Genomic DNA, 22,592 nt, shown 5'->3' on the forward strand with positions numbered 1-22,592 from the left:
CGCTCGCTACCTCTACCCCTACCCCTACCGCTACTGCGGAGAGGGGTGGTTGGTCCGGAAGTAGTGGCCCTTTTCGAGGTCGGCTATCAGCTCGGGGTGAGTCGGCTGCCATCCCAGGAGCGTGCGGGTCTTGTCGCTCGACGTTGGCACGTCGGCCGTGAGGAACCTCCCCAGCCAGCCGAAGTGCCGTTCCGCGTCGTCGGGGGCCACGGAGGCCGTCGGGATGTCGAGATGTCGACCGATGAGCTCGGCGATCGTGCGGACCGGCACGCCCTCCTCTGCGATCCCGTGCAGCACCGACCCCGCCGGTGCCTGCTCCACCGCAAGACGGAACAGGCGCGCGGCGTCGCGTCGGTGGACGGTGCACCAGCGGTTGGAGCCGTCCCCGATGTACCCGGAGACACCCTTTTCGCGGGCGATGCCGATCAGTGCCGGGATGAAGCCGTGATCCCCCTCGTCGTGGACCGACGGGGGAAGGCGTAGCACCGAGGAGCGGACACCGCGCTCGGCGAGGGAGAGGGTGGTCTGCGCCGCGGCCCCTCGTGCCGACGCGACGGAACCCGGTACGGGAAAGTCCTCTTCGGTCGCCACGCGCCCCGAGGGCAAGCCGACCGTTCCGGAGGCGATGACCAGCGGTCGGTCCGACCCTTCCAGTACGGCGCCGATCGCCTCGATGGCGCGCAGGTCGATGCGCGCGGCGTTCTCGTGCTGCGAGAAATCGTGGATGAAGGCGAGATGGATGACTCCGTCGGCCGCCGCGGCGCCCGCGCGCAGGCTGTCGAGATCCTCAAGGGAGCCGCGGTGCACCGCGGCGCCGGCGGCGCTCAACGCTTCGGCCGAGGCGTCCGAACGCGCGAGCCCGACGACCTGGTGGCCCGCGCCGATGAGCTCGGGAACGACGGCGGAACCGATGAAGCCGGAAGCGCCGGTGACAAATACACGCATGAGAAGACCTCCTAGTGCTCAATCGCCCCGGGGCACGCAGGAGTCACCGCGGAACGGATCGATGTCAGTCACTGACATCAACAGTAGCACCGATGTCAGTCACTGTCATGGCGTCGCTGCGATCACGTAGGATGCGGAGCATGAGTCGATGGGAGCCCAACACACGCGGCAGGCTTGAACAGGCGGCATTGGATCTCTACAACGAGCACGGTTACGAACAGACCACCGTGGCGGAGATCGCCAAGCGCGCGGGACTGACGGAGCGGACGTTCTTCCGGCACTTCGCCGACAAGCGCGAGGTCCTGTTCGCCAACGCCGGCTCCCTGCAAGACCTCTTCGTGCACGCCGTCGCCGAAGCGCCCGACACCGCGGCGCCGATCGACGCGATGGCCGGGGCCCTCGATGCCGTCGCCGCACAGTTCCGAGGACGACGGGACGGGGTCCTGCGGCGACAGGCCGTCATCGTCGCCAACCCGGAGCTCCAGGAACGCGAGCTGATCAAACTGGCCTCGTTGTCCGCCGCCCTCGCCGACACCCTGCGCCAGCGCGGCGTCAAGGACCCCACCGCCAGCCTGACCGCGGAAACGGGAATGGCCGTCTTCAAGGTCGCCTTCGAGCGCTGGATCGGCGAAGGCGAGGACCGGGAATTTCCGGACCTCATCCGGGAGTTGCTCGAAGAACTCAAAGCAGTGACGGCGGGCGGCGCCTAGTAGGTCCTGTCCAGCGGTCAAGTTCGGGCAGGGCTCGGTAAGTTGGCTGCATGTCTTCTGTACTTGTTGTTGGTTACGACCCGCAAGCGATACCTGGCGTCGACGGGAAGGACCTTCGCGCGGCGCTCGATGTGGAGCTGGCCCGGTTCGGTGAGCACGGCATCGACGCGGCCATGACGTTGATCGTGTTCGACGAATCAGCCGAGCCCACCCTCGTCGCATCGTTGACCAAGCAGCCGTGGGACGTCGTGGTCGTCGGCGGCGGGATCCGCAAGGCCGAGCCGCTGCTTCCGCTCTTCGAACGGATCGTGAACCTGATCCGGCGCCATGCGCCCCAGGCCGCGATCGCGTTCAACACCAGTGGCGGGGACAGCGTCGAGGCCGCGCAGCGGTGGCTCTGAATCCCGGCTGCCCGATCGCGTCCTGGGCCACAGTCAGTTCGAGGCAACGGTAACGGTGCCGTGGAAGACGTAGATGCGCTTGTCGAACCTGGTGGCCACGGCCCGGAAGTTTTTCTATGCCAATGAGCCTTTGCCAACCTCACTTTGAGCAGTTCAGGTGAAGCGTCAGCACTGCTTGAACGACGCCGGTGATGCGGGTGGTGCTGCAGCGGAGTTTGCGCAGGAGGCGCCACGTTTTGAGCGTGGCCATCGCCTGCTCTCCGAGAGCCCGAATGCGCGCATGTGCGACGTTAACAGCTTGCTGACCTGCGGAGAGGTTGTTGTGCCGGCCGCGGAAGGGCACCCGGACACTCCCGCCGGCGCCCTGGTATCCCTTGTCCGCCCAGCAGGCCAGGTCGGCATCAGACAGGGCGTTGATGATGCCGTGAGTGCGGGCGGCCTTGATGTCGTGGACGGCGCCGGGCAGGGCGGGCGATGCCCACAACAGTCGGCCGTGCGGGTCGGTGAGGACCTGCACGTTCATCCCGTGCTTGCGATGCTTGCCCGAATAGAAGGGTCGGTCGGCGGCGATCCGGTCGATCGGCAGCAGGGTCCCGTCCAAGATGACGAACGCCTTGCCCTGTGCCGCCTTCACCGCCGCCGCGAGCTCCGGCGCCAGGGCGGCCAGCAGTTCCACGGCTTCGGCGACATATCGGTAGACGGTGCTGAGACCAACCTTGAACCCGGCTGCGAGCTGCGCATACGTGTGCCCACAGCGCAGGTGCGCCAACACCAGCAGGGCCTGTCGGCCAGCGGGCAGCCGGCGCCAGCGCGTACCCCGCCCGGCCCGGTGTGCAGCCAGTTGAGCCGTCAGAAACCGCAGGTGGGAAGTGGACAGGTCGAGCGCGGACGGGTAGACAAGCACGCGAAGCTCCTGGAGCAGACGAGCGATCTTGGTCGTGAACTCGTCTACCAGGAGCTTCGTCATGTCACGCACCTGGGCCCCACCCCAACACCCCATCAAGCCCAGCAGGTTGGCAAAGGCTCAATGACTCCGAGCGATGGCCCGGCGGCTTGGGCGGTGGAGGGCGACGGCTCGACGGGGCCCGCGGTTCGGTGGGGCGGCCGGTCCTGACAGGGGCGAGCCCTGGCTCGATAACTCCTCTGTTGAGCAAGTGTGTTGAATGAATCCGGCGAGCCGGTTCTTACCCAAGATCGCCAGCGAGTGCCGGAACGTCGGCGAACGCGGCGTCGGCCGGCTGTCCGCACACCTTCCCGGCCGTCTCGCCCGCGAAGCTGAACACTCCGGCCAACTCCGGGCCTCGCCGCCCCCGGACGACCAGCGGGCTTCCGCTGTCCCCGAAGCACATCGTCGTGCGGCCGTCGGGTATGTCACGGGCGCAGAAGGCCGATGCCTCGTCCACGACCGCCGGGGTCTGGGCGGCGCACTGGGCGTGAGTGCGGATGGTGAGATCGCCGCGGCGCATCACGTCGCCGCGGATCTCCCGCTCCGGTCGGCTCGGGTCCGGCGCGGCCGTCGTGCCGTGACTGAAGATCGATGCGCGTGTGCCTGGGGTCGGCCGATGCTGGGCGAGGGTGAGCGGTGTGACGCCGGGCACCGGGCTGCTCAGCCGTATTTCCGCGATGTCGTAGGCCGCCGAGGAGAGTTCCGGGGAACCGGGATCGACGGGAGAGGGCAGGAGCCGGTACTTGGGATGCAAGGTGATGCCCCGGATGCCCCGAACGACGCCCGGATCGCGCGACAGCACGGCGGAGCCGATGTGCACCTCCGCTCGCCGGAAATCCGCGCCGTCAAGGCAGTGCGCGGCGGTGAGCACCCGATCCGGGGCGATGAGCGCCCCGCCGCAGGAGGCGCGATCCAACAAGGGGGCATCGCCCTTCATCGCCAGCGTCGCCAACCACGGTGCCGCGCCTGGCCGCGGCATCTGCGTGCCACCCGACATGGCCTGCGCCGGGCCGGCCGTGACCAGGGCCGCGGCCACGACGTTGCCGAGGACGGTGCGGGAGCGGAAGAGGTCCTGCGCCGGGCCGGCCGTGACCAGGGCCGCAGCCACCCCGACCACGGCCGTGCCGAACGCCGCCACCCGTACCCACGCCCCGCGTCCACGCCACGGCCTCCGCTGCCGGTCCGCCGTGTCCGCCCTACGTGCCCGTTCGCCCCTCATGCCGTCCCCGCCCTTTCAGCATCCGACTGCCGGCTTGATCCCGTCTCAAGAAACGAACGTAGCGGGGGAGTTGGGCGACGTCGTCAGACCTCGGGTTGGGGTCCCGTGTCAACCCGTGGTTGTATGCGGTGGAGGACGGCCTCAAGAGCGACCAGGACCCGGGAGCCCGCGTGACTCACCGCGCCGAACGACCAGAGGCCGACCGGAGCGCGCCCTCCCCACAACGTGCCGCCGAAGTGCGGGAGATCGCCGACCGCGTCACGCACTGGGCCGCGGCCCGACCCGACATCGTCGGCCTGCTCCTCGTCGGGTCGTACGCCCGCAACGCCGCGCGTACCGACTCCGACGTCGACATCGTCCTGCTCACGACGGATCGGTCGCGATACGCCGAGGACACCTGGGCCGACGGGCTCGCCCTCGGGGAGTTGGTGCGGACCCGGGCCTGGGGGCCCCTCAACGAACGGCGCCATGCACTGGCCTCCGGACTGGAAGTCGAGGTCAACATCGGTCCTCCCGACTGGGCGCGGACCGACCCGGTCGACCCCGGCACGCGCCGCGTCGTCACCGCCGGCGCCCGCCCCTTGCACGACCCGGCGGGGCTGCTGGACGCCCTGATCCGGGCCTGTCGACCATGACCGGCGCCAGGAGCTCACGCCGTGGCCCGGGCGCACCTCAACGTGCCTGCTTGCCCGCCCGCCACTCGGGCGCGAGCACCGACCAGACCTCCATGTCGTGCCGCTTGCCCCGGTACGGGTAGACCTCCCGCAGCACGCCCTCCTTGGTCATCCCCAGGCGTCGCGCCACGGCGATACTGGCCTCGTTCGCCGTCGCGACCACCCACTCCACGCGGTGGATGCCCCGCTCCTCGACGGCCCAGTCGATGATCACGCGGGCGGCCCTGGTCACCAGCCCCTTGCCGACCGCCGACGGCTCCAGCCAACAGCCCGCCTCGGCGGTGCCCAGCATGACGTCCATCGTCCGGAACAGGACGCCGCCCACCAACTTGCCCTCGGTCCAGATGCCGTAGATCCGCCCCGCGTCGGCCGCTGCCTTCTCGGCGTACGCCTGGAGGTACGAGTGGCTCGTGACGAGGTCCGTGACCGCATCCGGCATCCCGATGTGCTGACCGATGTGCTCCCGGCCCCGATTTATGTGGGCCAGGAACTCCTCGGCGTGCCACGGTTCCAGCCGACGCAACTCCGCGCCGTCGTCACCCAGGCAAATCGTGAACATCGTCCCCTCCAGGATCGGCATCGAGTACAGAGATCAAGCACAGAAAGAAGCAGAGAAAGAAGCAGGCGCGGGGGTAAGCGGACAAACCCACGCGGGTACGCGGCGACCCGGCGCAGACGCACGGCACGGGAATCAGAGCACACCGCCGGGAATGTTCTCACGGACGGTGACGGGGGAGGTTGGTGGCTGCCCAGTCCGAGGGCCCCAAGGCGCCCCTCACCAGGCACGAGCCGTCTCGGCGAGCGGGCCCGCGACCCCAGGGCTGTACTGGGAGGGACGAAATGGCGGGTAGCGGTAGATCACAGTACGGAGAGGCATCGTGGAACTGGGCTTCCTGAACGCGGTGTACGCGACCGGGGGACCGTATGCCTGTGCCTATCTCGACACCTCGCGGGACACCGACGCATCGGAACGGACGCTGGAGCTCCGCCGACGACAGGTCTGCGCGGAACTCACACAGCAGGGCGCGGACGCCGCCACGGTGGCCGCCGTGGCCGCGGTCGCCGGCTGTGACGGGGACATCGCCGGACGGCACGGGCAGGCCATCGTCGCCCACGGCGGACAGGTGGTACTCACCGAGGAACTGCCCGAGCCGCCGGAGCGCGACCAGGCCACGTTCGACGCGCTGCCCGACCTGATGCCGTTGGCGCTGCAGTGCGCTCCGGACATCCGCTACGTGGCCGCCACCGTGCACAGCCTGCCGGGCCCGCAGGGCGAGCCCTCGGACCGGCTGGAAGTGGCGTTCCAGGCCGGGGCATGGCCGAGCAGCGCCGTCGCGCCCGGAGACTGCCACCGCATGCGCGGTCCGGCCGTCGGTTGGTTCGACGGCGCCCGGCCCATCGCCGACCGCGTCGCCGAACTGGCCAGGCGCGGCGACGCCGAGGCGATCGTGCTCGGCGGCATCCCCTGGGCCCGCAATGTACTGGCCGACCGGCTGGCCGAACGGTGGCGCCGACGCCTGGTCACCACCGATGGCGACGGCTATCCGGCCCCGCCCGGTAGGGCACTGATGGAGGCGGAACTCGCCGAGGTGTTCCAGGGGAAACTGCGCGCCGCCGACCTGGCCCGGCTGGACCTGTTCCTGGCCCGGCGGACCAGCGGACACGGCGCCGTCGAGGGCCTGACCGACGTCGTGACCGCCCTACGACGCTCCCAAGTCGGTGCCCTACTGGTCAACGAGCCCATGAGCTTCCCGGCACAAACCCAGGTCGACACGGGGGCGACGCCGAGCGATCTGCCCGAAGCCGCCCGGGAGCCCTATGGCGCACTCGGCTTCCACGCCGGGCCCGCACGCGCCGCCGTGATCCGGGCCGCGGTACGCACCGGCGCGAGCCTCGTGGTGGTACCGCAGCACCAACTCGCCCTGGACGGCGGGCTGGGCGCACTGCTGCGCTACGCCGGACCGGCGCGCACCGCGCACTTCGTGCGCCCGAGCCACCGCTGAACAGGCCGAGGCCGACGGAACCCCTGCTGCGGGGCGTGACGGGACTACGTCGTCCTCCAGGGCGGCCGGGGCGAGGTCGGCCGTAGCCGACGTAGCATCGCGTGAACGCGATCAGCTCCACGTCGGAATTCGGCGCACTGAGGCGGGAGTTGTCCCTCGGCAGGCCGACGGCACCGCTTCCCGCCCAGTAAGGAACGACGCCATGACCACCCCACGCGCGCTCCCCTTCCCCCTGGAACCCACCCCCATCCATGTGGCCGACGAGGGCCTCGACGACCTGCGCGCCCGCCTCGCGCTGACCCGTCCGCCGCTGGACGAGGGGAACGAGGACTGGTCCTACGGCGTCCCGAACAGCTATCTCCGTGAGCTGGTCGCCTATTGGCGGGACGGCTACGACTGGCGCAAGGCCGAGTCCGCCATCAACGCCTACGAGCACTACCAGGTGACCGTCGCCGGTGTCCCGGTGCACTTCCTGCGCAAGCCCGGCCACGGCCCCCGCCCGATCCCGCTGATCCTCACCCACGGCTGGCCCTGGACGTTCTGGCACTGGTCGAAGGTGATCGATCCGCTCGCCGACCCGGCCGCCTTCGGCGGTGACCCCGCCGACGCGTTCGACGTCATCGTGCCGTCCCTGCCCGGCTTCGGATTCCCCGGCCCGCTCACCGGCTTTCCGGACGTCAACTTCTGGAAGGTCTCCGACCTTTGGCACACCCTGATGACCGAGACCCTGGGATACGGGAAGTACGCAGCCGGGGGCTGCGACATCGGCGGGATCGTCTCCAGCCAGCTCGGCCACAAGTACGCCGACGAGCTGTACGGCATCCACATCGGCTCCGGGCTGCCGCTCGACTTCTTCAACGGCCCCCGCGCCTGGGACCTCGCCCAGAAACGGCCCCTCACCGACGACCAGCCCGCCGACGTCCGTGCCCGCGTCATCGAGATGGACCACCGCTCGGCGTCCCACCTCGCCGTGCACAGGCTCGACGGCGCCACCCTGGCCCACGCGTTGAGCGACTCACCCGCCGGACTGCTCGCCTGGCTGCTGGAGCGCTGGCACGCCTGGAGCGACAACGGCGGCGACATCGAGTCCGTCTTCACCAAAGACGACCTGCTCACCCACGCCACGATCTACTGGGTGAACAACTCCATCGGCACGTCGATGCGTTACTACGCCAACGCCAACCGCTACCCCTGGACCCCCTCCCACGACCGCACCCCGGTCGTGCAGACACCGGTCGGCCTCACCTTCGTCACGTACGAGAACCCGCCCGGCATCCACACCGCCGACGACCGCGTGCGGGCGTTCAAGACCGGCCCGCAGGCCGGTTGGTTCAACCACGTCAACGTCAACGCCCATGACCACGGCGGCCACTTCATCCCCTGGGAGAACCCCGACGCCTGGGTCAACGACCTGCGCCGCACCTTCCACGACCGCAGGCCCTGAACGACCCTCGCGGGCTCGTCCGACCACGGGACGGGGGAACGCCACCCGGCGGGGGCGGGGCGCCGATCGACCGGGTTCACGGCCCGCCATCGCGCCTCGTCGCGCTCATCGGTCAACTCGGCTATGCAGGCGCCGTCTTCCGTCCCCAGCGCGGCAGTCGGCATCCGGCACGCGCCTTTCGGCCAACGCGGCGACGTTGGCCTTGCTCGATGCCCCATCGATCGGTCCATCGGGTAGACACGCCTCCATCCGTCCGCTTCGGACAGTCGGAGCGGGGGCCGATCGCGCGGGAGCCGACCGTGGTGTTGCCGAAGCCGGTCATGCGTCGGGGCGGCTGGGGCGGCAGCCTCGCGGTTGCCGGGCCGCCCGCCGACGACGTGTGGAAATCGTCAACGTGCCAGGGCAGTTCACCCGTCCGCCATGACGGGTGTCAGTGGTGTGCGTCATGCTGGGAGCAATAGGCGGGTGCAGTGGGGCGGATGACGCCAGGACGGGGGTTCGATGGTTCCGGGGACGGCGGCACAGTTGACGACCCTGTTGGTACTGGTGTTGCCGGGGGTCTTCTACCAGGCCGTGCGGGAACGGCTGCTGGGCAGTGTGGCCGCCGAGCAGGAGCCGCAGAATCGATTGGTGCGCGCGGTCGCCGTGGGCGCGCTGCTCGATGCCCTGTATGCCCTGACGCTCGGGCCGTGGCTGGTCGACTTGCTGGCCGGGGGCGGGCACGGGCCGCTTGCCGGGGTGTTGGCGCACCCTCGGCGGGCGGGGATAGCCGCGCTGTTGTTGATCGTCGCCGTGCCGTCCGCCGCGGCCTGGGCGGAGAGTGCCTGGCGGAGTCGGCGCGCGGTCGCCACGTACGACCCCACACCGACGGCCTGGGACGCGCTGTTCCACGACCGTGGGTCCTGCTTCGTGCGGGTGCGGCTCAAGAGTGGCTTGTGGGTGGGCGGTTGGCTGGGTTCGCGGTCAGCGGTGTCGGCCTATCCCCAGCCGGGCGACCTTTACTTGCAGGCGCAGTACCGGATGGGGGCCGACGGGAGGTTCCTCGGGCGGATACCCGCCACGGGCGGGGTCTACGTACGGGCCGCCGATGTCGAAGTGCTGGAAGTCCTGCTGCCGCCGGCGGCGGGGGAGAGGGAGGGAGCTGGCGATGACGGAGCATCAGGAGATCGGGAGCAGCGGGAGCAACGGCGGCAAGGGGGGCAAGGAGAGTAAGGAGAGCAACGGGAGCGATGATGCGGCGCTGGAGGAGCTGGTCAGACAGTTTTCGGCCCGCCGGACCTATCGGCCCACGGACGGCGTGAGCGAGCCCGAGGAGCCGCCGCAGGGGTCCTCGGGGACGGCCATGGGGGACACCTCGGCGACCGGATCGGGAGGCGGGGAAGCGGACGCCCCCTGAGTGGGGTGCGTGACGCGTCAGGCTCCGGTGTGGATGTGCGCGGCCCAGAGGTGCGGCGCCTGCGCGAAGCGGTTGCGCAGCGACCGCACCGGGTGGTGCAGGGCCAGGGCCGGGTCCAACGGGCGCCGTCGGGCCACGTCCTCGGCCAGCGCCCCGTAGAACTCCCCGGTGAGGCCGGTCGCCAGGGTGTCGGAGACGGTCCACAGGGTGCCGATCACATGCGGGTAGCCGGCCAGTTGGAAGGACGAAGCCAACTGCACCGCCTCGTCGGGCAGCGTGATGCCGCCCTGGGAGGTGGAGCAGGCGGACAGCACGGCCAGCTCCGGACTGACCGGACGCTGGGCGGCGGCCTGCTGCGCGGTCAACCTGCCGTCGTACAGGACCAGTCCGCTCACCGAGGGGCTGAGCAGGTCGCTGACACCGTGGCAGCTGAAGTGCACCCAGGGGTGCGCGGGCAGTGCCTCGGCAACGGCCGAGACGGTGGCGGCGTCGCCGGCCAACAGCCGGCCGTCGGGGAACAGTTCGGCCAGCAGGGCGGCCTCGTCCGAGGCGCCGGGCAACGGCGGGGCATCGGGCGTCTCGGCGAGGGCGACGACCAGCGGGGCCGGGCGCTGTCGGGCGCCGCGGTCCAGACGGCCGCGCGCCCTGAGGAGGGCGCGCACCGTGGGCGTGTACGAGGAGACGGCGCGGTCCACGACCCAGGTGCCGGAGTCCGGCGCGCCGCGCCCGGCGGCGTGCAGCGGCAGGAAGGACAACCAGCCCGTGGGGCACCACCACACCCGGGGCCACGGCTCGCCGTCGCCCGGTACGGCCCGCAGGCCGAGCCGGTCGAGCACGGGGGCCGCGACGGTGTCCCACAGCCATGCCAGGACCTCGGTGAGGCTGCGCATCGCGGCCACCGCCCGGGACACCCCCTGCTCCCCGTACGCCTCGTCGATGCCCTGGATGAAGTCCGTGGCCCGGGTCAGTACGGCGTCCGGTGTGAGGCCGGGCAGGGGCAGTACCTCGATGCCGGCGTCGGGGGTCAGGAGGAGGGCGTCGGAGCGGTAGGCGCTGACGTTGAGGATCACGACCGGGCCGTCGGCGGCCGCGGTGAGCAGTTCCGGCAGCGCGGGCGGGCGGAGGAAGTCCGCGAAGTCGGGCAACGTCCGGATCTCCGCGAGGAGTTCGTCCCAGCGGCGGGCCAGGGCATGCCGGTTCTCGGTCGCGCCCCCGACCGGCGGCGCGGCCGGCGGGACGGTGGGCGGCCCGGAGGGGCCGAGCAGCGCCGGCGGGCGCGCGGCGGGCGCGCTCAGCCGCTCGCGGAGCTCCTCGAACTCGGCCGCGAGCGCGGGCGCGACGGCCCGCAACCGCGAGGCGTCCGCGCGGTCCTCCACTCCCTGGGCGAGCAGCACGCCCCGGCCCTGCTCCAGCAGCGTCAAGGCCCGGCCGGGGTCGCCGGCGCGCAGGGCGAGCGCCGCGGCATCGCCGGCCAGGCCCGCACTGGCGCGCAACCGCTCCTCCTGATCGGCGCGGGCGAGGCTGCGCGGCGCCAGGCGCGGCAGCAACTCCACGGCGTACGCATGGCCGTCGAGCGCCTCGGCGTCCGCGCCCGCGTGCGCGGCGGCCTGGCCCCAAGTACGGGCCGCCAACAGCCGGACGGTCAGCGGGGAGGCCGGATTCCGCGCGGACTCCCGCGCGAGGCGGACCGCCTCCGCCAGATCGACGTCCGCGCCGACGAAGGCCAGCCGCTCCTGCGCGGCCGCCAGGATCCACTGGGCGCGGGCCTGATCGGGATGGCCCTCGGAGAGCCGGGCGAGGGCCTCCCGGGCCGCGGTGACCGCCCGGTGGAGCATGCGCACCACCGCGGGATCGGCACCGTCCTCGGCGACCTGGGCGCCGAGCAGATGGGTCGCGGCCAGATTGACCAGGGCGAACGCGCGCCAGGGGTGGTCCGCACCGAACCCGGACACCGCCTCATCGAGGGCGCGTTGGGCCTCGGTGATCGTCGGGCCGCCGGGGCCTTCCCCGGCGAGGGCCCGACTCTGCAGCAGCAGGCCCAGGTTGAGCGCGGCAAACTGCGGGCCGGACCGCTCGCCGTGCTCCCGCGCCCGCGCCCGGCGCAACAGCGCGGCCGCCTCGTCGGCGGCGGCCGGGTCGCCGGTGATCTCGTACCAACCGCGCAGCGCCTCGGCGAGGTTGTTCAGCAGCCCCGCCCGGTCGAAGGCGTCCGGCGGGCCCTCGTCCACGGCCCGCCGCAGCACCGTCACGGCCTCCGCCTGCCAGGCGCGGTCACCGGTGAGCTGAGCGCGCTGGGCCAGAACGGCGCCCAGATTGGTCAGCACATTGCCGTGCGAGGCATGGCCCGCGGGCACCGTGGCGGCCGCCTCACGGAGCCGGTCGACGGCCGTGTCCATCAGCGCCTCGTCGCCGGTGGCGGCCGCCCGGCCCCACACGGCGTGCCCGAAACTGGTGAGGACGAGACAGCGCTCGTCGGACGTCTTGGGAGTGGCGGCGAGGGCGGTGGCATAGTGCTCCAACGCCTCCTCGCGGTCCCGCTCGTCGTGGGTGTGCTGGTACAGCTCCATCAGCCCGTTGGCCAGGCCCGTCAACGCCCTGGGTGCCGGCGGCCCGGGCGGCGCCGCGCACGCCTCCCGATGCCGCTCGACGGCCTCCCGCAACGGACCGGCCTCGCCGGTGAAGCGGGCCAGTGAACGCAGGGCGTGCCCGAGACGGGTGAGGGTGTCGGCCCCACTGGGCGTGCCCGGGCCGGCCGCCGCCACCGCATCGCGCAGCACGGCGACGGCCTCCGCCAGCAGGGACCGGTCCGAGCGGACCTCCGCCACGTGGTGCAGCGCATCGCCGAGGTTGCCCATCCGGTGCACCCGGAAGTGGTCGTCCGGCGGCGTGAGTTCGACGGCCGCGCGATGCGCCCGCACCGCCTCGGCCAGCAGCTCCACGTCCCCGTCGCGCCGGCCGAGCGTGGCCAGGGCGGCGCCGAGGTTCGAGTGCCGCACGGCCCGTTCGGACGGGCTGGTGCGGGGCGCGCAGGCCAGCGCCTCGCGCAGCAGGCGCGCCCCCTCCTCGTAGAGCTGCGGGGTGCCGGTGGCGACGGCTCGCCCGAGGTGGATGCCGCCGAGGTCGGAGAGGAACTCCGAGCGGCGCAGATCGCCCTCCGGGAGCAGGGCGATGCCCCGGTGCATCTCGTCGGCGCCCTCCTGCCAGCCGGCCGCGTCGTCAAGAGCGGCGCGGCCGGCGAGGGCCGCCCCCAGGTCGAAGCGCACCGTGGCCTCGAAGCCGCTGTTCGGCGACGGCAGGGTCAGACAGGCGCGGAAGCAGTCGATCGCCTCGCCCGGGTCGGAGCCAGTGCCGGAGCCCAAGCCGGCCGTGCTCCAACCGTCCGTCACCGCACCGCCGTTGCGGCCGGTGGTCTTCAGGCACCGGCCGAGTTGGAGCAGGACCTCGGCCCGCTCCTGCGAATGCTCAGGGACCTCCCCGGCGAGGCCGCGCAACAGCGCGATCGGCCCGGCGAGGTCGGCGACCCCGCCGGATGCGCCACCCGCGAGCGCCCGCAACCGCATCAGGTCCGCCAACTCCGCGCCGCGCAGCATGCGTTGGCGCAGGTCCTGCTCCGCCGTGGCCTCGAACGCCCGCCGGGCCAGCTCCACCGCCTCGTCCAGCTCGGCGAGCCGACCGCTGGTCACATTGCGGGAACGCAGCACACCGGAGAGCACGAAACACGCCTGGGCGTACACCGGATGGCCCGGCGGCGCGGCCTCGACGGCATCGCGGGCGGCCGCGTACGCGTCGGCCAGGACATCGGTGCCGTCGGTGCGGACGGCCCGCCCCTTGAGGGCCAGGCCGAGGTTGGTGAGGTACGCGGCGCGCTCGACCGGGTTCGGCGCCGCGTCCGCGGCCCGGCGGCAGGCGGTGATGCCCTCGTCGTACAGGGCCGCGTCGTCGCCGCCCTCCATGGCGCGCATGATTAACGCCATGCCGAGATCGGTCAGCACGGCGGCGGAAGGGTTCGGCTCCGCAGTGGCCACCGCCTCGCGCAGCAGCGCGACCGCCTCCGGCAGCACGGACGGATCGTCCAGGATCGGCGCGGTGGTGGACAGCGTCGAACCCAGCGCGGCGCGGTGCAACAGGCCGTGCGGGTCCTGCGGAGTGCTCAGCCGCACGGCCGTCCGCAACTCCGTCACACTCTCCCGCGCCGCGTCCCGGTCATGGGCGGCAGTGGCCAGGAACCGGAGCCCGAACCCCAAGTTCCCGTGCCTACGGGCCTGTTCGGCCCCTTCGAGGGGAGCGGCCGCCACCGCCGCGCGACTCCGCTCGATGCCCTCGGCCAGCACCTCCCGCCCGGCCCCCTCCCGGAAGGCGTGCACGAGCGCCAGCCCGAGGTCCGACAGACAGGTGCCCTGCTCGGCGCTCCCGGCCGGAAAACCGGCGACGGCCTGCCGCAACAGGGTCTCGGCCACCTGCAACGCCCTGGGGTGCCGGCCCCGTTCATGAACCATCAAGGCCCCGACGCCGGCCTCGTACGCCAGCAGCGGATCGGCATCGGCGCCGGCGGACCGGCCGGCGAGCGTGTCCAGGAGCGGATGCAGCACCGGGGGCGCGTGCTCGGGATCGCCCAGCCCCGCGAAGGACAGCACGGCCGAGCCGAGCGCCGCCCGATCCTGCCCGCCACTCGCGAGAAAGCGACACCAGTCGGCGTAGGCCAGCGCGAAGACCGCCAACCCTCGGACCGAGCCGTCGGGCAACACCACATCGGCCCGCACGGCTTCGGCGGCCGAGGCCGCCTCCGGACCGAGGAACCAGTGCAGGGCTTCGGCGTCGCTCTCGACCCGTTGCACCTGCGCCAGAATGCGCTGGGCCGCTGCTTCGGCGGTCATGTGGTTGTCCCTCCCCCGGGGAGACGGGAGCGGGTTCGGGAACGCGCCGCCCCACGCACCGCCACCGCAACGGCCGTCCGCGCCATCCGCACACCCCGCCGGTACCGTCCCCGATCCGTCCATCGCCATCGATCCCGTCCTCCCCAATTGTGGGTCTCCCACCCGGGAATCACCATCCGCATCGGGCATGGACAGCGTTAACAACGGTCGCCCACGGAGAGGGGAAGTAGCCTGAACAGGCCCGCAGCCCGGCCTAATCCGCAGGACAACCTGATGTGCGGGTCAAGCAGCAGAGAGAGGGAGCTGATCCGGCCATGCGTCCTCCCAGTCTCCTGGCCGTCTTCGCGCACCCGGACGACGAGTCCCTGTCGGCGGGTGGCGTGCTGGCCCGCCACGCGGCCGGCGGCGCCCGCACCGCGGTCGTCACCGCGACCTGGACGGCAGGCAGCCGGCGCGCCGCGGAACTGGCCGATGCGCTGCGCATCCTGGGCGCCGGCGCACCCCGCCTGCTCGGCTACGCCGACGCGAAGGTGCCCGAATCCGCCCCGAACAGTCCCCGGTTCTGTGACGCCCCGCTCGACGAGGCGGTGTGCCGACTGGTCGGGCACATCCGGGAGTTCCGCCCGGAAATCGTCGTCACCCACGACGCCTACGGGGGAATGACCGGCCACCCGGACCACGTCCACACCCATCGGGTGACCGTACTGGCCGTGCACGCCGCCGGGTTGGACCGGCGCTACCCGGAGGCCGGCGCCCCCTGGCGACCGAGCGCCCTCTACCTGGCCACCCATCCGCACTCCGCCGCACGGGCGTTGGGCCCCCGCCTGGTCCGGGAGGGCCGGCCGATGCTCAGCGTCCCGGACGAGTGGATCACCGCGACCGTCGACGTCCGACCATGGAGGGCACAGAAGATCGGTGCCGTCCTGGCCCACCGCTCCGAAGTGGCGCGCGGTGCCCTGCCGGGCCGGCTCGCCGCCCTGTCCCCGTCCGACCGGGAAGAACTGTTGGCCACCGAGTGGTACATCCGTCACACCCCCGTCCCCACGGAGGCGACGACCCCGGTCCAGACGGAGCTGACCACCTGAACCGCGCGCCGGCTTTCGTCCTGATCCCCGCGTCAGTCCTCGTCCTCGTCCGCACTGGACAGCGCCTCGGTGACCATGCGGGTGGCGAAGTCGGGGTCGTCGGTGATGCGGTTGATGTGCTCCGCGAGCAGGAAGGCGGTGACTTCCAGGGGAGTCATCTCCGCCTCGGTCCAGTAACCGTACTGACTGCGCCACAGGTTGGGGCTCAGACCGGTGCCCGCCGCGATGACCAGGCCCGCCATGGTGGGGATGGCCTCCGGGCGGACGCTCTTGGGCATCATGCGCATCGTGGCCACGAGGCTGGGCACCACGTACTCGATGACGTCCTTGTCGTGCTCCTGATGCGCCTTCCGCAGCCACGTCATGAACACATAGATGAGCGTGCACGCGCCATCCAGTACGTCATTGGCCCCCTTGGGGCCCAGCGACGCGGTGAACTGGTCGATCAACTCCTGTTGCTCGGGGTCGGTACCGGTCTTGCCGTCGTGGATGCTCTTCAGCCGAGAGTCGATCATCATGAGCGCCGCGCCCACATCGCCGACGGGAGCGTGTTGGGGGTCGTAGAGCGAAGACACGGATTCCTCCTCGGATGACTGCACTGGGCAGCAGGGCGTATCCGTACGGTAGTCGGCCGAGGGGGCGGGGGGCGGCGGCTTATCACTTTTCGGACGAAGGAATCCACTTTCGGTGACGCCACCGAATGGGGCGACGTCGGGTGACCTCGCGGTCAGGCGTTCGTTGAGGAGGGGGCCATTTTCCGCACCCTTGGAGGCAAGGCAGCATGCCCCTCAACGACTTGGACCCGGTCGTCGCGAAGTTCGTCGATGCGCTCAACACCGGTGACAGCAACGACCTCTTCGGCCTGCTCACACCGGACGCGACCATGAGCGACGACGGCACCGACCGCGACCTCCGCGACTGGCTCCAGAGTGAGGCCCTTGGCAGCAACGGCCGGATGGACGTCGAATCCGTGGCGGACGGCGGGACCGCCTTGGTGGCCAACTACACCAACGACCGCTGGGGAGCCATGCGCACCGCATGGCGCTTCACGGTCTCCGGCGACAAGATCTCCCGCTTCGAGACCGGGCAGGCCTGAGCGGGGAGTGCCGGTCGGGCGGGGGCGCCGAACAGGCCCAGGCGGTGCTCGCCGCCTGGGCGCGTGCGGGGGGCGTCAGTTGGCTGCGGCAGCCAGGCGTGCGCGCCACCAGTCCACCGTTGCGCTGATCTGCTCGTCGATGGGGGTGGCGCGGACCGTGAACTCCGCCTCGTAGGCGCTGGCGTCCACCACGAACGGGCGGTCGAACTGGTAGCGGGTTTCCCTGAGTTCGCGGATCAGCGGGGAGAACAGGCCCGCCAGGCCCAACACGGCCGGGGACAGCGGGCGCACCGCGACCGGGCCCGTCTCCGCGCGCGCCGCGAGGCGGTCGACCATCTCCCGGACGGACAGCGCGGGCGCCGTGGGGACGTGCCAGGCACGTCCCCACGCCCGCTCCTCGCCCGCGATCTCGACCAACGCCCGGGCCACGTCGGGGAGATAGGTCCAGCCGTGCGGGGCGTTCGGGTCTCCCAACGTGGAGACCGGCTTGCCGCGCAGCAGCCGTGGCATGACCCGCGCGGCCAGGTGCCCGCCGTCGGTCACCCCGGGCCCGAAGAAGTCCGAGGCCCGCACCTCGACCGCCTTGATCCGACCCTGCTCGTGCAGCGCCTGCGCCTGCTCCCAAACGGCCGCGCGCGCCCGCCCCTTGGGGCCGGTCGCCGCCAGCGGCAACTCCTCCGTCAGGGGCCGGTCCACCGGGCCGTAGCCGTAGAGATTGCCCAACATGACCAAGGCGGCCCCGGCCGCCTCGGCCGCCGCGCACAACGCCGAGGCCAGCGGCGGCCAGTCAGTCGCCCAACGCGGCAGGACAGGCGCGGCACAACTGAAGATCGCCGTGGCGCCCCGCACGGCCTCGGTCAGACGCGCGGCGTCCGACGCGTCCAACGCGAGGTGTTCGATGCCTGGTTCGGCGGCCCGGCCCGACGCGGTGACGACCCGTACCGAGTGGCCCCGTTCGACCAACAGCCGCGCCGTGGCCGCCCCCGCGGGCCCGAATCCTATGACGACGTAGAGACTCACCCCGGCACAGTAGCGCGGCCCCGGGGCGCACGTTGCGGCGAGTGCGCCAGGCACCCCGAGAGCTGTGTTCGTGTCAGTGGGCATCCGGTCCGGGGCACGGGGGTAGCGGACGCAGTGACTGCGCAGCCCGCGGGGCCTACCGACCCAACCGGGCGGCGGCGTCCCGCGTCATCCGGCGCACCACCTCTCCCGCGGGCAGGATTTCCCCGACCCGGCCCACCCCCTCGCCGACGATCACCCCCGCGACGTCGTAGTCCTCCGCCGAGACGCCGGCCCTGAACTCCGCGGCGGCCTCGGCAAGATGAGCGTCGAGCGCGGACTCATGACCGTGCCACCGGTCGATGAACGGGTTGCGCAGCAGCCGCCCGTCGTACTCGGCCGGCCAGTCGTACTGCCGCACGATGTCGTAGACCCTGGTGCGCACGGTGTCGTCGCCGCCGGCCGCCAACGCACGGGCCTGGGCGCGATCGGAGACCACCGCCTCCTCCGTCGCCCAGAACCGGGTTCCGACCAGGACACCGTCCGCGCCGAGGGCGAGCGCGGCGGCGAGTCCGCGACCGTCCACCACGCCACCGGCGCCCAACAGCAGCGTGTCGGGGGAGCGGTCGGCGATCAGGTCCGCGACATCGGGGACGAGGGTGAACGTCGAGCGTGTGCCCCCGCCGTGCCCGCCGGCCTCGCCGCCCTGCGCGACGACGACGTCCGCGCCGGCATCGAGGACCCGCCGGGCCTGTTCGAGTGTGTGGACCTGGCAGATCAGTGGCACGCCGGCGCCGCGGATCCGGTCGACGAACGGCGTCGGGTCGCCGAACGACAGCATCACGGCGGCGGGTTGGTGTTCCAGGGCGATGTCGAGAAGTTCGGGGCGACGGGCCAGGCTCCAGGTGATGAAGCCGCACCCCACCCGGGTGCCAGCCGCGGCGGCGAACTGGTCCTTCAGCCACTGCTCGTCGCCGTAGCCGCCGCCGATGAGGCCGAGCCCGCCTGCGGCGGACACCGCCACGGCGAGGCGGGCCCCGGAGACGAAGTCCATGGGGGCGAGCACCACCGGGTGCTCGATTCCGAGGGCGTGGGTGAAGCGCGTCGTCAGCAAGGCGAAGTCCCCTTCGTTCAGGCGGCGGCCCGTTGGCCGTGCGTCCGGCGGTGCGGCGTCAAGAGGGACAGTAGGTTCGCCAGGACTTCAGATCCAACGATTGCTGGTGATGGGAGCCATCGCCGGAAGCGAACTCTCCGATGGTCAACGGGCATCGGACCGGCACACCACCCGCCGCTGCGGACTCCCGACCATGCGCAGGACGGGTGGCCCCGGCTCCACCGCCTGCACATGCGTGAGGAACCGCGTCAACGCGGGCAGGGGTGGCGCGTCGGCGCGCCGGACGAAGACGGTCTGCGCGCCCGCCTCCGCCTCCGGCAGCTCGTGCACCCGGACCTGGTCGCGGGCGGCGTGCCGCTCGACGACGGCAGCGGGCAGCAGACTGACTCCCATACCCGCCCCGACACAGCCGAGGATGCCGTCCAACGTCCCCAATTCCATACAGCGAACGCCAACCGCGCCCCGTGCCCGTAGGACGCTCTCCAACCGCCGTCGATAGGAGCAACCGGTCCGAAAGACGAGGATCTTGGGATCGGTCAGCACGGCATCCAGGTCGGTGATCCGATGGGCCGTGAGCAGGACCAGGCGCTCGTCGAACAGCGGTGTCTCCACCAGGTCGGGCTGCCGCACCGGCCCGCTGACCAGCGCGCCGTCGAGACGGTATGCCAGCACGTCCCGTATGAGCTGCTCGGTCGACCCGGTGGCCAGTGACAGGTCGACGCGTGGGCAGTCCTCGATGAAGGCGGCGAGGGCACCGGGCAGGCGCAGACCCGCGGTGGTCTCCATGGAGCCGATCCGCAACGGTCCACTCGGATCCGCCTCGTCGCCGATGACGTGCCGCGCCTCGTCGACCAGCCTGTCGATGCGCTCCGCGTACGGCAGCAGCCGCTCGCCCACGCTCGTCAGCGCCACGCCCCGGGCATGCCGACGGAACAGCGGAGCACCGAGCTCCTTCTCCAACGCGTGGATCCGGGCGCTGACGTTCGACTGCACGGTGTGCAGTTCCTGAGCGGCTCTGGTGATGCCGCGGGTGCGCGCGACGGCCAAGTAGATCCGCAGGTCGGACAGTTGCACGGTGACCTCCACAGGACGGGACTTGATGGTCTCGCTCACGTCGTCGACGGCAGTGCCGTGTCCGGCAACCCTGGCCCCGCCGAGCAGCTCGCGTGGCCGGGCGGGGGCAGCATGCCTGGCGGACACTGTCTGGGCGGTGCTATACGCCGGTGGCGCCGTCGATGCGTTCCCGGAGCAGGTCGGCGTGGCCGTTGTGGCGGGCGTACTCCTCGATCATGTGGACGTAGATCCAGCGGAGGTTGACGTCCTGCCCCATGAAGCGACCGGTGTCCGTCAGGGCACGGCCGGCGCAGAGCGCGCGGGCGCGGGCGATTTCCCCGCGCCAGGTGGCGAGAGCGTCGCGCAACGTGGCGCTCTCGGCCAACTCGAAGCCACCGTCGGGACCATTCGGATCAGCCTGCGGATCGTAGAGGGGCGGGGCTTCTTCTCCGGCGAACACCCGGCGGAACCAGTTCCGCTCCACCTCCGCCAGGTGCTGGACGAGGCCCGTCAGCGTAAAGCCGGACGGTGGCACGGACGCGACCGCGGCCTGCTCATCGTCCAGCCCCTCGCACTTCATGGCGAGCGTCGTGCGGTGGAAGTCGAGCCAACCTTCGAGCGTGGTGCGCTCATCGACGTTCAGGGGCGGCATGGGGCGTTCGATGGTGGTCATCGGTCGATTATCGTCGGCGGTCCAATCCGCTGGCAGGCGGGCCGGCGCGGCGGGCCAACGGGCCAGGCCCGGCTGTGCCGCGCCCTACCGAACGGTCCGCCGCAGCACGCAGTCTCCGCACAACCCCCCACCAGGAACGCGGTAGTACAGGCAGCAGCTCCGCCGGGAGAATCCGGGACCGGCGGGATCCAGCGTGCCCGTGTCGCGCAGCAGCGGATCGTTCAGCAGGGAGGCGGCCAGCGCCACGGCCCGCTCCGCCGCCTCCCCGCGGCCCTCCTGGCGGCACCAACCAACCAACACCCGGAGGGTACCGACCAGCGCCGACGCCGCGTTGCCCCACAGGAGTTGGGAGGAGAGCGGGGACACGGTGACGACGGCGCGTTGCAGCGGAACCAGATGACCGTGCAGCACGGCCGCCCGCAGCCGGCCCACCGGTCCCTCGTCCAGTCCCTCGCCCAAGCCCTCCTCCGGGTCCTCCTCCGGGACTTTCGCAGCGGCCGACGGCAGTGCGGACGGGGAGGGGAGCCAGAGTTCGTCCGGCGTGCTCCGCTCCGGATGCCACCACAGGGCCTCGCCGCCGAGATGCGGGACGCGCCCCGCGAGCACCGCGGGTGCGAGGGCGATCGACCACAGGCGCCCGGCGAGTCCCTGGTACACGAGGGACGCCGCGACCCGCCGCTCCGTCGTCCCGAGCCGTGCGGCCACCGTCTCCACGCGGTTGCGCAACGTCGGTACGGAGCTCCCGAGAGAGAGCTCCGACAGGGGGAGGAAGCCCTGGTCCCGCGGTGTGCCGGCGTCAGTCCGCACGGCGAAGAACGGTCCCACGGCGGCGGCGCGGCGAAGGACCGCAGTCATCGGTTCCTGTGGCATCGGTCCTCCCCGGTGCGGGTTGGGGGTTGCGGGCGGGATGGCAACGGTACGGGCGGGTCGGGTCGGTTCACGCACCGGACCGGGGGGTCCCGGCTGCGGACAGGCGGACCGCCTCACCCGCCGTCACGGGGGCACCCGCCTCAACGGAGTGCAGGACGTGTGCCAGGACCTCCGCACCTCTCACCACTCTGGGGCCCGGCCGGTTGAAGTAGGCAGGACCGTCGAGCACCCAGACCGCATCCTCGCGCACGGCGGGCAACTCGTCCCAGCCAGGCAGTTCGGTGAGCAGACCGCGCTCCCGCAACGTGCGTTCGGGACTGAAGCCGCAGGGCAGGATGAGGAGGACGTCCGGGCGCGCGGCGCGTACCGCACTCCACTCCATCGGCTCGGTGTGCTCGTCCGGCGCCGCGAGCATCGGTGAGCCGCCCGCGCAGGTGATCTGCTCCGGTACCCAGTGCCCCGCGGGCCAGAGCGGGTCGAGCCACTCGATGGCCACCACGCGCGGCCGCGGCCGATCTGCGGTCAGCCGCTGCACCTTCGCCAGCCGCGCGCGCAGCTCCTCCCGCCGTCGCTCGGCGCGCTCGGGAACACCCAACAGCGTGCCGACGGTGACCAGACAGTCCAACACATCGCCCAGGGTGCGTGGTTCCAGGCTCAGTACCTTGGTGTCCGCCTCCAGCATCCGGACGGCCCGGGAGACGCTGCCGTACGACACCGCGCACACCTCGCAGAGGTCCTGCGTGAGGACCACCTCCGGAGCGAGGGCGGCGAGGGCCTGAGCGTCGAGGGCGTAGAGCGAGGAACCCGAGTGAGAGGCGCCGCCCACCGCGTCGGAGATCTCCCGGCTGGTCATCGCGTCCGCCGAGAAGTCGGCAGCCGTGACGATGGGCACCCCGGCGACGGCCTCCGGCGGCCAGTCGCATTCGTGGGTGCGGCCCACCAGGTCGGCAGTCAGCCCGAGTTCGGCCACGATGTCCGTGGCCGCCGGCAGCAGGGAGACGATGTGCATGCGTCGACCTTAGGGCCTGCCCGACGGATCGGGGTTGGACAGACCCCGGGCGCAGGAGTGCGGCTCGGTGGCTTCCGCAGG

General features: G+C 71.8%; 20 protein-coding genes. 8 read left to right on the forward strand and 12 right to left on the reverse strand.

From position 1 onward, the window contains the following. Positions 1–30: 30 nt before the first annotated feature. Entirely contained in the window at positions 31–945 is a 915-nt protein-coding gene (locus PV796_RS38755) for an SDR family oxidoreductase (RefSeq protein WP_274918520.1), read from the reverse strand. Between the two features lie 140 nt (positions 946–1,085). Between PV796_RS38755 and PV796_RS38760 the strand changes: the two genes are divergently transcribed. Continuing rightward, the gene (locus PV796_RS38760) at positions 1,086–1,655 is read left to right on the forward strand and encodes a TetR/AcrR family transcriptional regulator (protein ID WP_274918521.1); all 570 of its coding nucleotides are present in this window, start codon (positions 1,086–1,088) and stop codon (positions 1,653–1,655) included. Between the two features lie 50 nt (positions 1,656–1,705). Next, positions 1,706–2,056 carry a hypothetical protein gene (locus tag PV796_RS38765; RefSeq protein ID WP_274918523.1) on the forward strand — a complete coding sequence of 117 codons (351 nt, stop codon included), beginning with the start codon at positions 1,706–1,708 and terminating at the stop codon, positions 2,054–2,056. Between the two features lie 139 nt (positions 2,057–2,195). Here the strand turns inward: PV796_RS38765 and PV796_RS38770 are convergent, their stop codons facing one another. Next, positions 2,196–2,960, reverse strand: a complete 765-nt coding sequence (locus tag PV796_RS38770; RefSeq protein WP_274918887.1) for an IS5 family transposase — start codon at positions 2,958–2,960, stop codon at positions 2,196–2,198. A gap of 280 nt (positions 2,961–3,240) precedes the next feature. Next, complete coding sequence (locus tag PV796_RS38775) at positions 3,241–4,110, reverse strand: S1 family peptidase (protein WP_274918524.1); 870 nt, start codon at positions 4,108–4,110, stop codon at positions 3,241–3,243. Between the two features lie 281 nt (positions 4,111–4,391). On the opposite strand from PV796_RS38775, the gene PV796_RS38780 reads away from it, so the two are divergent. Further along, on the forward strand, positions 4,392–4,856 hold the full coding sequence (locus PV796_RS38780) for a nucleotidyltransferase domain-containing protein (RefSeq protein WP_274918526.1): 465 nt from the start codon (positions 4,392–4,394) through the stop codon (positions 4,854–4,856). 37 nt (positions 4,857–4,893) lie between these two features. On the opposite strand, the gene PV796_RS38785 is transcribed toward PV796_RS38780, so the two are convergent. Continuing rightward, complete coding sequence (locus PV796_RS38785; protein ID WP_274918528.1) at positions 4,894–5,454, reverse strand: GNAT family N-acetyltransferase; 561 nt, start codon at positions 5,452–5,454, stop codon at positions 4,894–4,896. Positions 5,455–5,773: 319 nt separating this feature from the next. Between PV796_RS38785 and PV796_RS38790 the strand changes: the two genes are divergently transcribed. The 3 genes from PV796_RS38790 to PV796_RS38800 all read left to right on the forward strand — a co-directional run bounded on the left by PV796_RS38790 (position 5,774) and on the right by PV796_RS38800 (position 9,554). Continuing rightward, positions 5,774–6,898, forward strand: coding sequence for a baeRF2 domain-containing protein (locus PV796_RS38790; RefSeq protein WP_274918530.1), 1,125 nt, complete (start codon positions 5,774–5,776; stop codon positions 6,896–6,898). Between the two features lie 202 nt (positions 6,899–7,100). Then, positions 7,101–8,342, forward strand: coding sequence for an epoxide hydrolase family protein (locus tag PV796_RS38795; protein WP_274918531.1), 1,242 nt, complete (start codon positions 7,101–7,103; stop codon positions 8,340–8,342). Positions 8,343–8,843: 501 nt separating this feature from the next. Continuing rightward, complete coding sequence (locus PV796_RS38800; RefSeq protein ID WP_274918533.1) at positions 8,844–9,554, forward strand: DUF6338 family protein; 711 nt, start codon at positions 8,844–8,846, stop codon at positions 9,552–9,554. Positions 9,555–9,755: 201 nt separating this feature from the next. Here PV796_RS38800 and PV796_RS38805 read toward each other — a convergent pair whose 3' ends face one another. After that, the gene (locus tag PV796_RS38805) at positions 9,756–14,612 is read right to left on the reverse strand and encodes a CHAT domain-containing protein (RefSeq protein WP_274918535.1); all 4,857 of its coding nucleotides are present in this window, start codon (positions 14,610–14,612) and stop codon (positions 9,756–9,758) included. A 314-nt stretch (positions 14,613–14,926) separates the two neighbouring features. Here PV796_RS38805 and PV796_RS38810 point away from each other — a divergent pair, with 314 nt between their 5' ends. After that, positions 14,927–15,697: a PIG-L deacetylase family protein gene (locus tag PV796_RS38810; protein WP_274918537.1), complete on the forward strand. Its 771-nt coding sequence runs from the start codon at positions 14,927–14,929 to the stop codon at positions 15,695–15,697. 32 nt (positions 15,698–15,729) lie between these two features. Here the strand turns inward: PV796_RS38810 and PV796_RS38815 are convergent, their stop codons facing one another. Next, positions 15,730–16,272 carry a hypothetical protein gene (locus tag PV796_RS38815; protein WP_274918539.1) on the reverse strand — a complete coding sequence of 181 codons (543 nt, stop codon included), beginning with the start codon at positions 16,270–16,272 and terminating at the stop codon, positions 15,730–15,732. 206 nt (positions 16,273–16,478) lie between these two features. On the opposite strand from PV796_RS38815, the gene PV796_RS38820 reads away from it, so the two are divergent. Then, complete coding sequence (locus PV796_RS38820; protein WP_274918541.1) at positions 16,479–16,793, forward strand: nuclear transport factor 2 family protein; 315 nt, start codon at positions 16,479–16,481, stop codon at positions 16,791–16,793. A gap of 75 nt (positions 16,794–16,868) precedes the next feature. On the opposite strand, the gene PV796_RS38825 is transcribed toward PV796_RS38820, so the two are convergent. From PV796_RS38825 to PV796_RS38850, 6 genes are all read right to left on the reverse strand, one after another. Then, positions 16,869–17,813: an NAD-dependent epimerase/dehydratase family protein gene (locus PV796_RS38825; RefSeq protein WP_274918542.1), complete on the reverse strand. Its 945-nt coding sequence runs from the start codon at positions 17,811–17,813 to the stop codon at positions 16,869–16,871. A 136-nt stretch (positions 17,814–17,949) separates the two neighbouring features. Continuing rightward, positions 17,950–18,906: an NAD(P)H-dependent flavin oxidoreductase gene (locus PV796_RS38830; protein ID WP_274918543.1), complete on the reverse strand. Its 957-nt coding sequence runs from the start codon at positions 18,904–18,906 to the stop codon at positions 17,950–17,952. Between the two features lie 144 nt (positions 18,907–19,050). Beyond that, positions 19,051–20,019, reverse strand: a complete 969-nt coding sequence (locus PV796_RS38835) for a LysR family transcriptional regulator (RefSeq protein ID WP_274918544.1) — start codon at positions 20,017–20,019, stop codon at positions 19,051–19,053. A 100-nt stretch (positions 20,020–20,119) separates the two neighbouring features. Beyond that, positions 20,120–20,632 carry a DinB family protein gene (locus PV796_RS38840; protein WP_274918545.1) on the reverse strand — a complete coding sequence of 171 codons (513 nt, stop codon included), beginning with the start codon at positions 20,630–20,632 and terminating at the stop codon, positions 20,120–20,122. 84 nt (positions 20,633–20,716) lie between these two features. Further along, positions 20,717–21,487, reverse strand: a complete 771-nt coding sequence (locus PV796_RS38845) for a (2Fe-2S)-binding protein (RefSeq protein WP_274918546.1) — start codon at positions 21,485–21,487, stop codon at positions 20,717–20,719. 82 nt (positions 21,488–21,569) lie between these two features. After that, complete coding sequence (locus PV796_RS38850; protein WP_274918547.1) at positions 21,570–22,511, reverse strand: ABC transporter substrate-binding protein; 942 nt, start codon at positions 22,509–22,511, stop codon at positions 21,570–21,572. Between the last annotated feature and the right edge of the window lie 81 nt (positions 22,512–22,592).

The sequence above is a fragment of the Streptomyces sp. WZ-12 genome, assembly GCF_028898845.1.
Classification (GTDB): Bacteria; Actinomycetota; Actinomycetes; order Streptomycetales; family Streptomycetaceae; genus Streptomyces.

Excerpts from the sequence above, each read along its gene's own strand:
- PV796_RS38755 (WP_274918520.1), bottom strand. The coding sequence starts at position 945 with ATGCGTGTATTTGTCACCGGCGCTTCCGGCTTCATCGGTTCCGCCGTC.
- PV796_RS38760 (WP_274918521.1), top strand. The coding sequence starts at position 1,086 with ATGAGTCGATGGGAGCCCAACACACGCGGCAGGCTTGAACAGGCGGCA.
- PV796_RS38765 (WP_274918523.1), top strand. The coding sequence starts at position 1,706 with ATGTCTTCTGTACTTGTTGTTGGTTACGACCCGCAAGCGATACCTGGC.
- PV796_RS38785 (WP_274918528.1), bottom strand. The coding sequence starts at position 5,454 with ATGTTCACGATTTGCCTGGGTGACGACGGCGCGGAGTTGCGTCGGCTG.
- PV796_RS38795 (WP_274918531.1), top strand. The coding sequence starts at position 7,101 with ATGACCACCCCACGCGCGCTCCCCTTCCCCCTGGAACCCACCCCCATC.
- PV796_RS38800 (WP_274918533.1), top strand. The coding sequence starts at position 8,844 with ATGGTTCCGGGGACGGCGGCACAGTTGACGACCCTGTTGGTACTGGTG.
- PV796_RS38805 (WP_274918535.1), bottom strand. The coding sequence starts at position 14,612 with ATGACCGCCGAAGCAGCGGCCCAGCGCATTCTGGCGCAGGTGCAACGG.
- PV796_RS38810 (WP_274918537.1), top strand. The coding sequence starts at position 14,927 with ATGCGTCCTCCCAGTCTCCTGGCCGTCTTCGCGCACCCGGACGACGAG.
- PV796_RS38820 (WP_274918541.1), top strand. The coding sequence starts at position 16,479 with ATGCCCCTCAACGACTTGGACCCGGTCGTCGCGAAGTTCGTCGATGCG.
- PV796_RS38840 (WP_274918545.1), bottom strand. The coding sequence starts at position 20,632 with ATGACCACCATCGAACGCCCCATGCCGCCCCTGAACGTCGATGAGCGC.
- PV796_RS38845 (WP_274918546.1), bottom strand. The coding sequence starts at position 21,487 with ATGACTGCGGTCCTTCGCCGCGCCGCCGCCGTGGGACCGTTCTTCGCC.
- PV796_RS38850 (WP_274918547.1), bottom strand. The coding sequence starts at position 22,511 with ATGCACATCGTCTCCCTGCTGCCGGCGGCCACGGACATCGTGGCCGAA.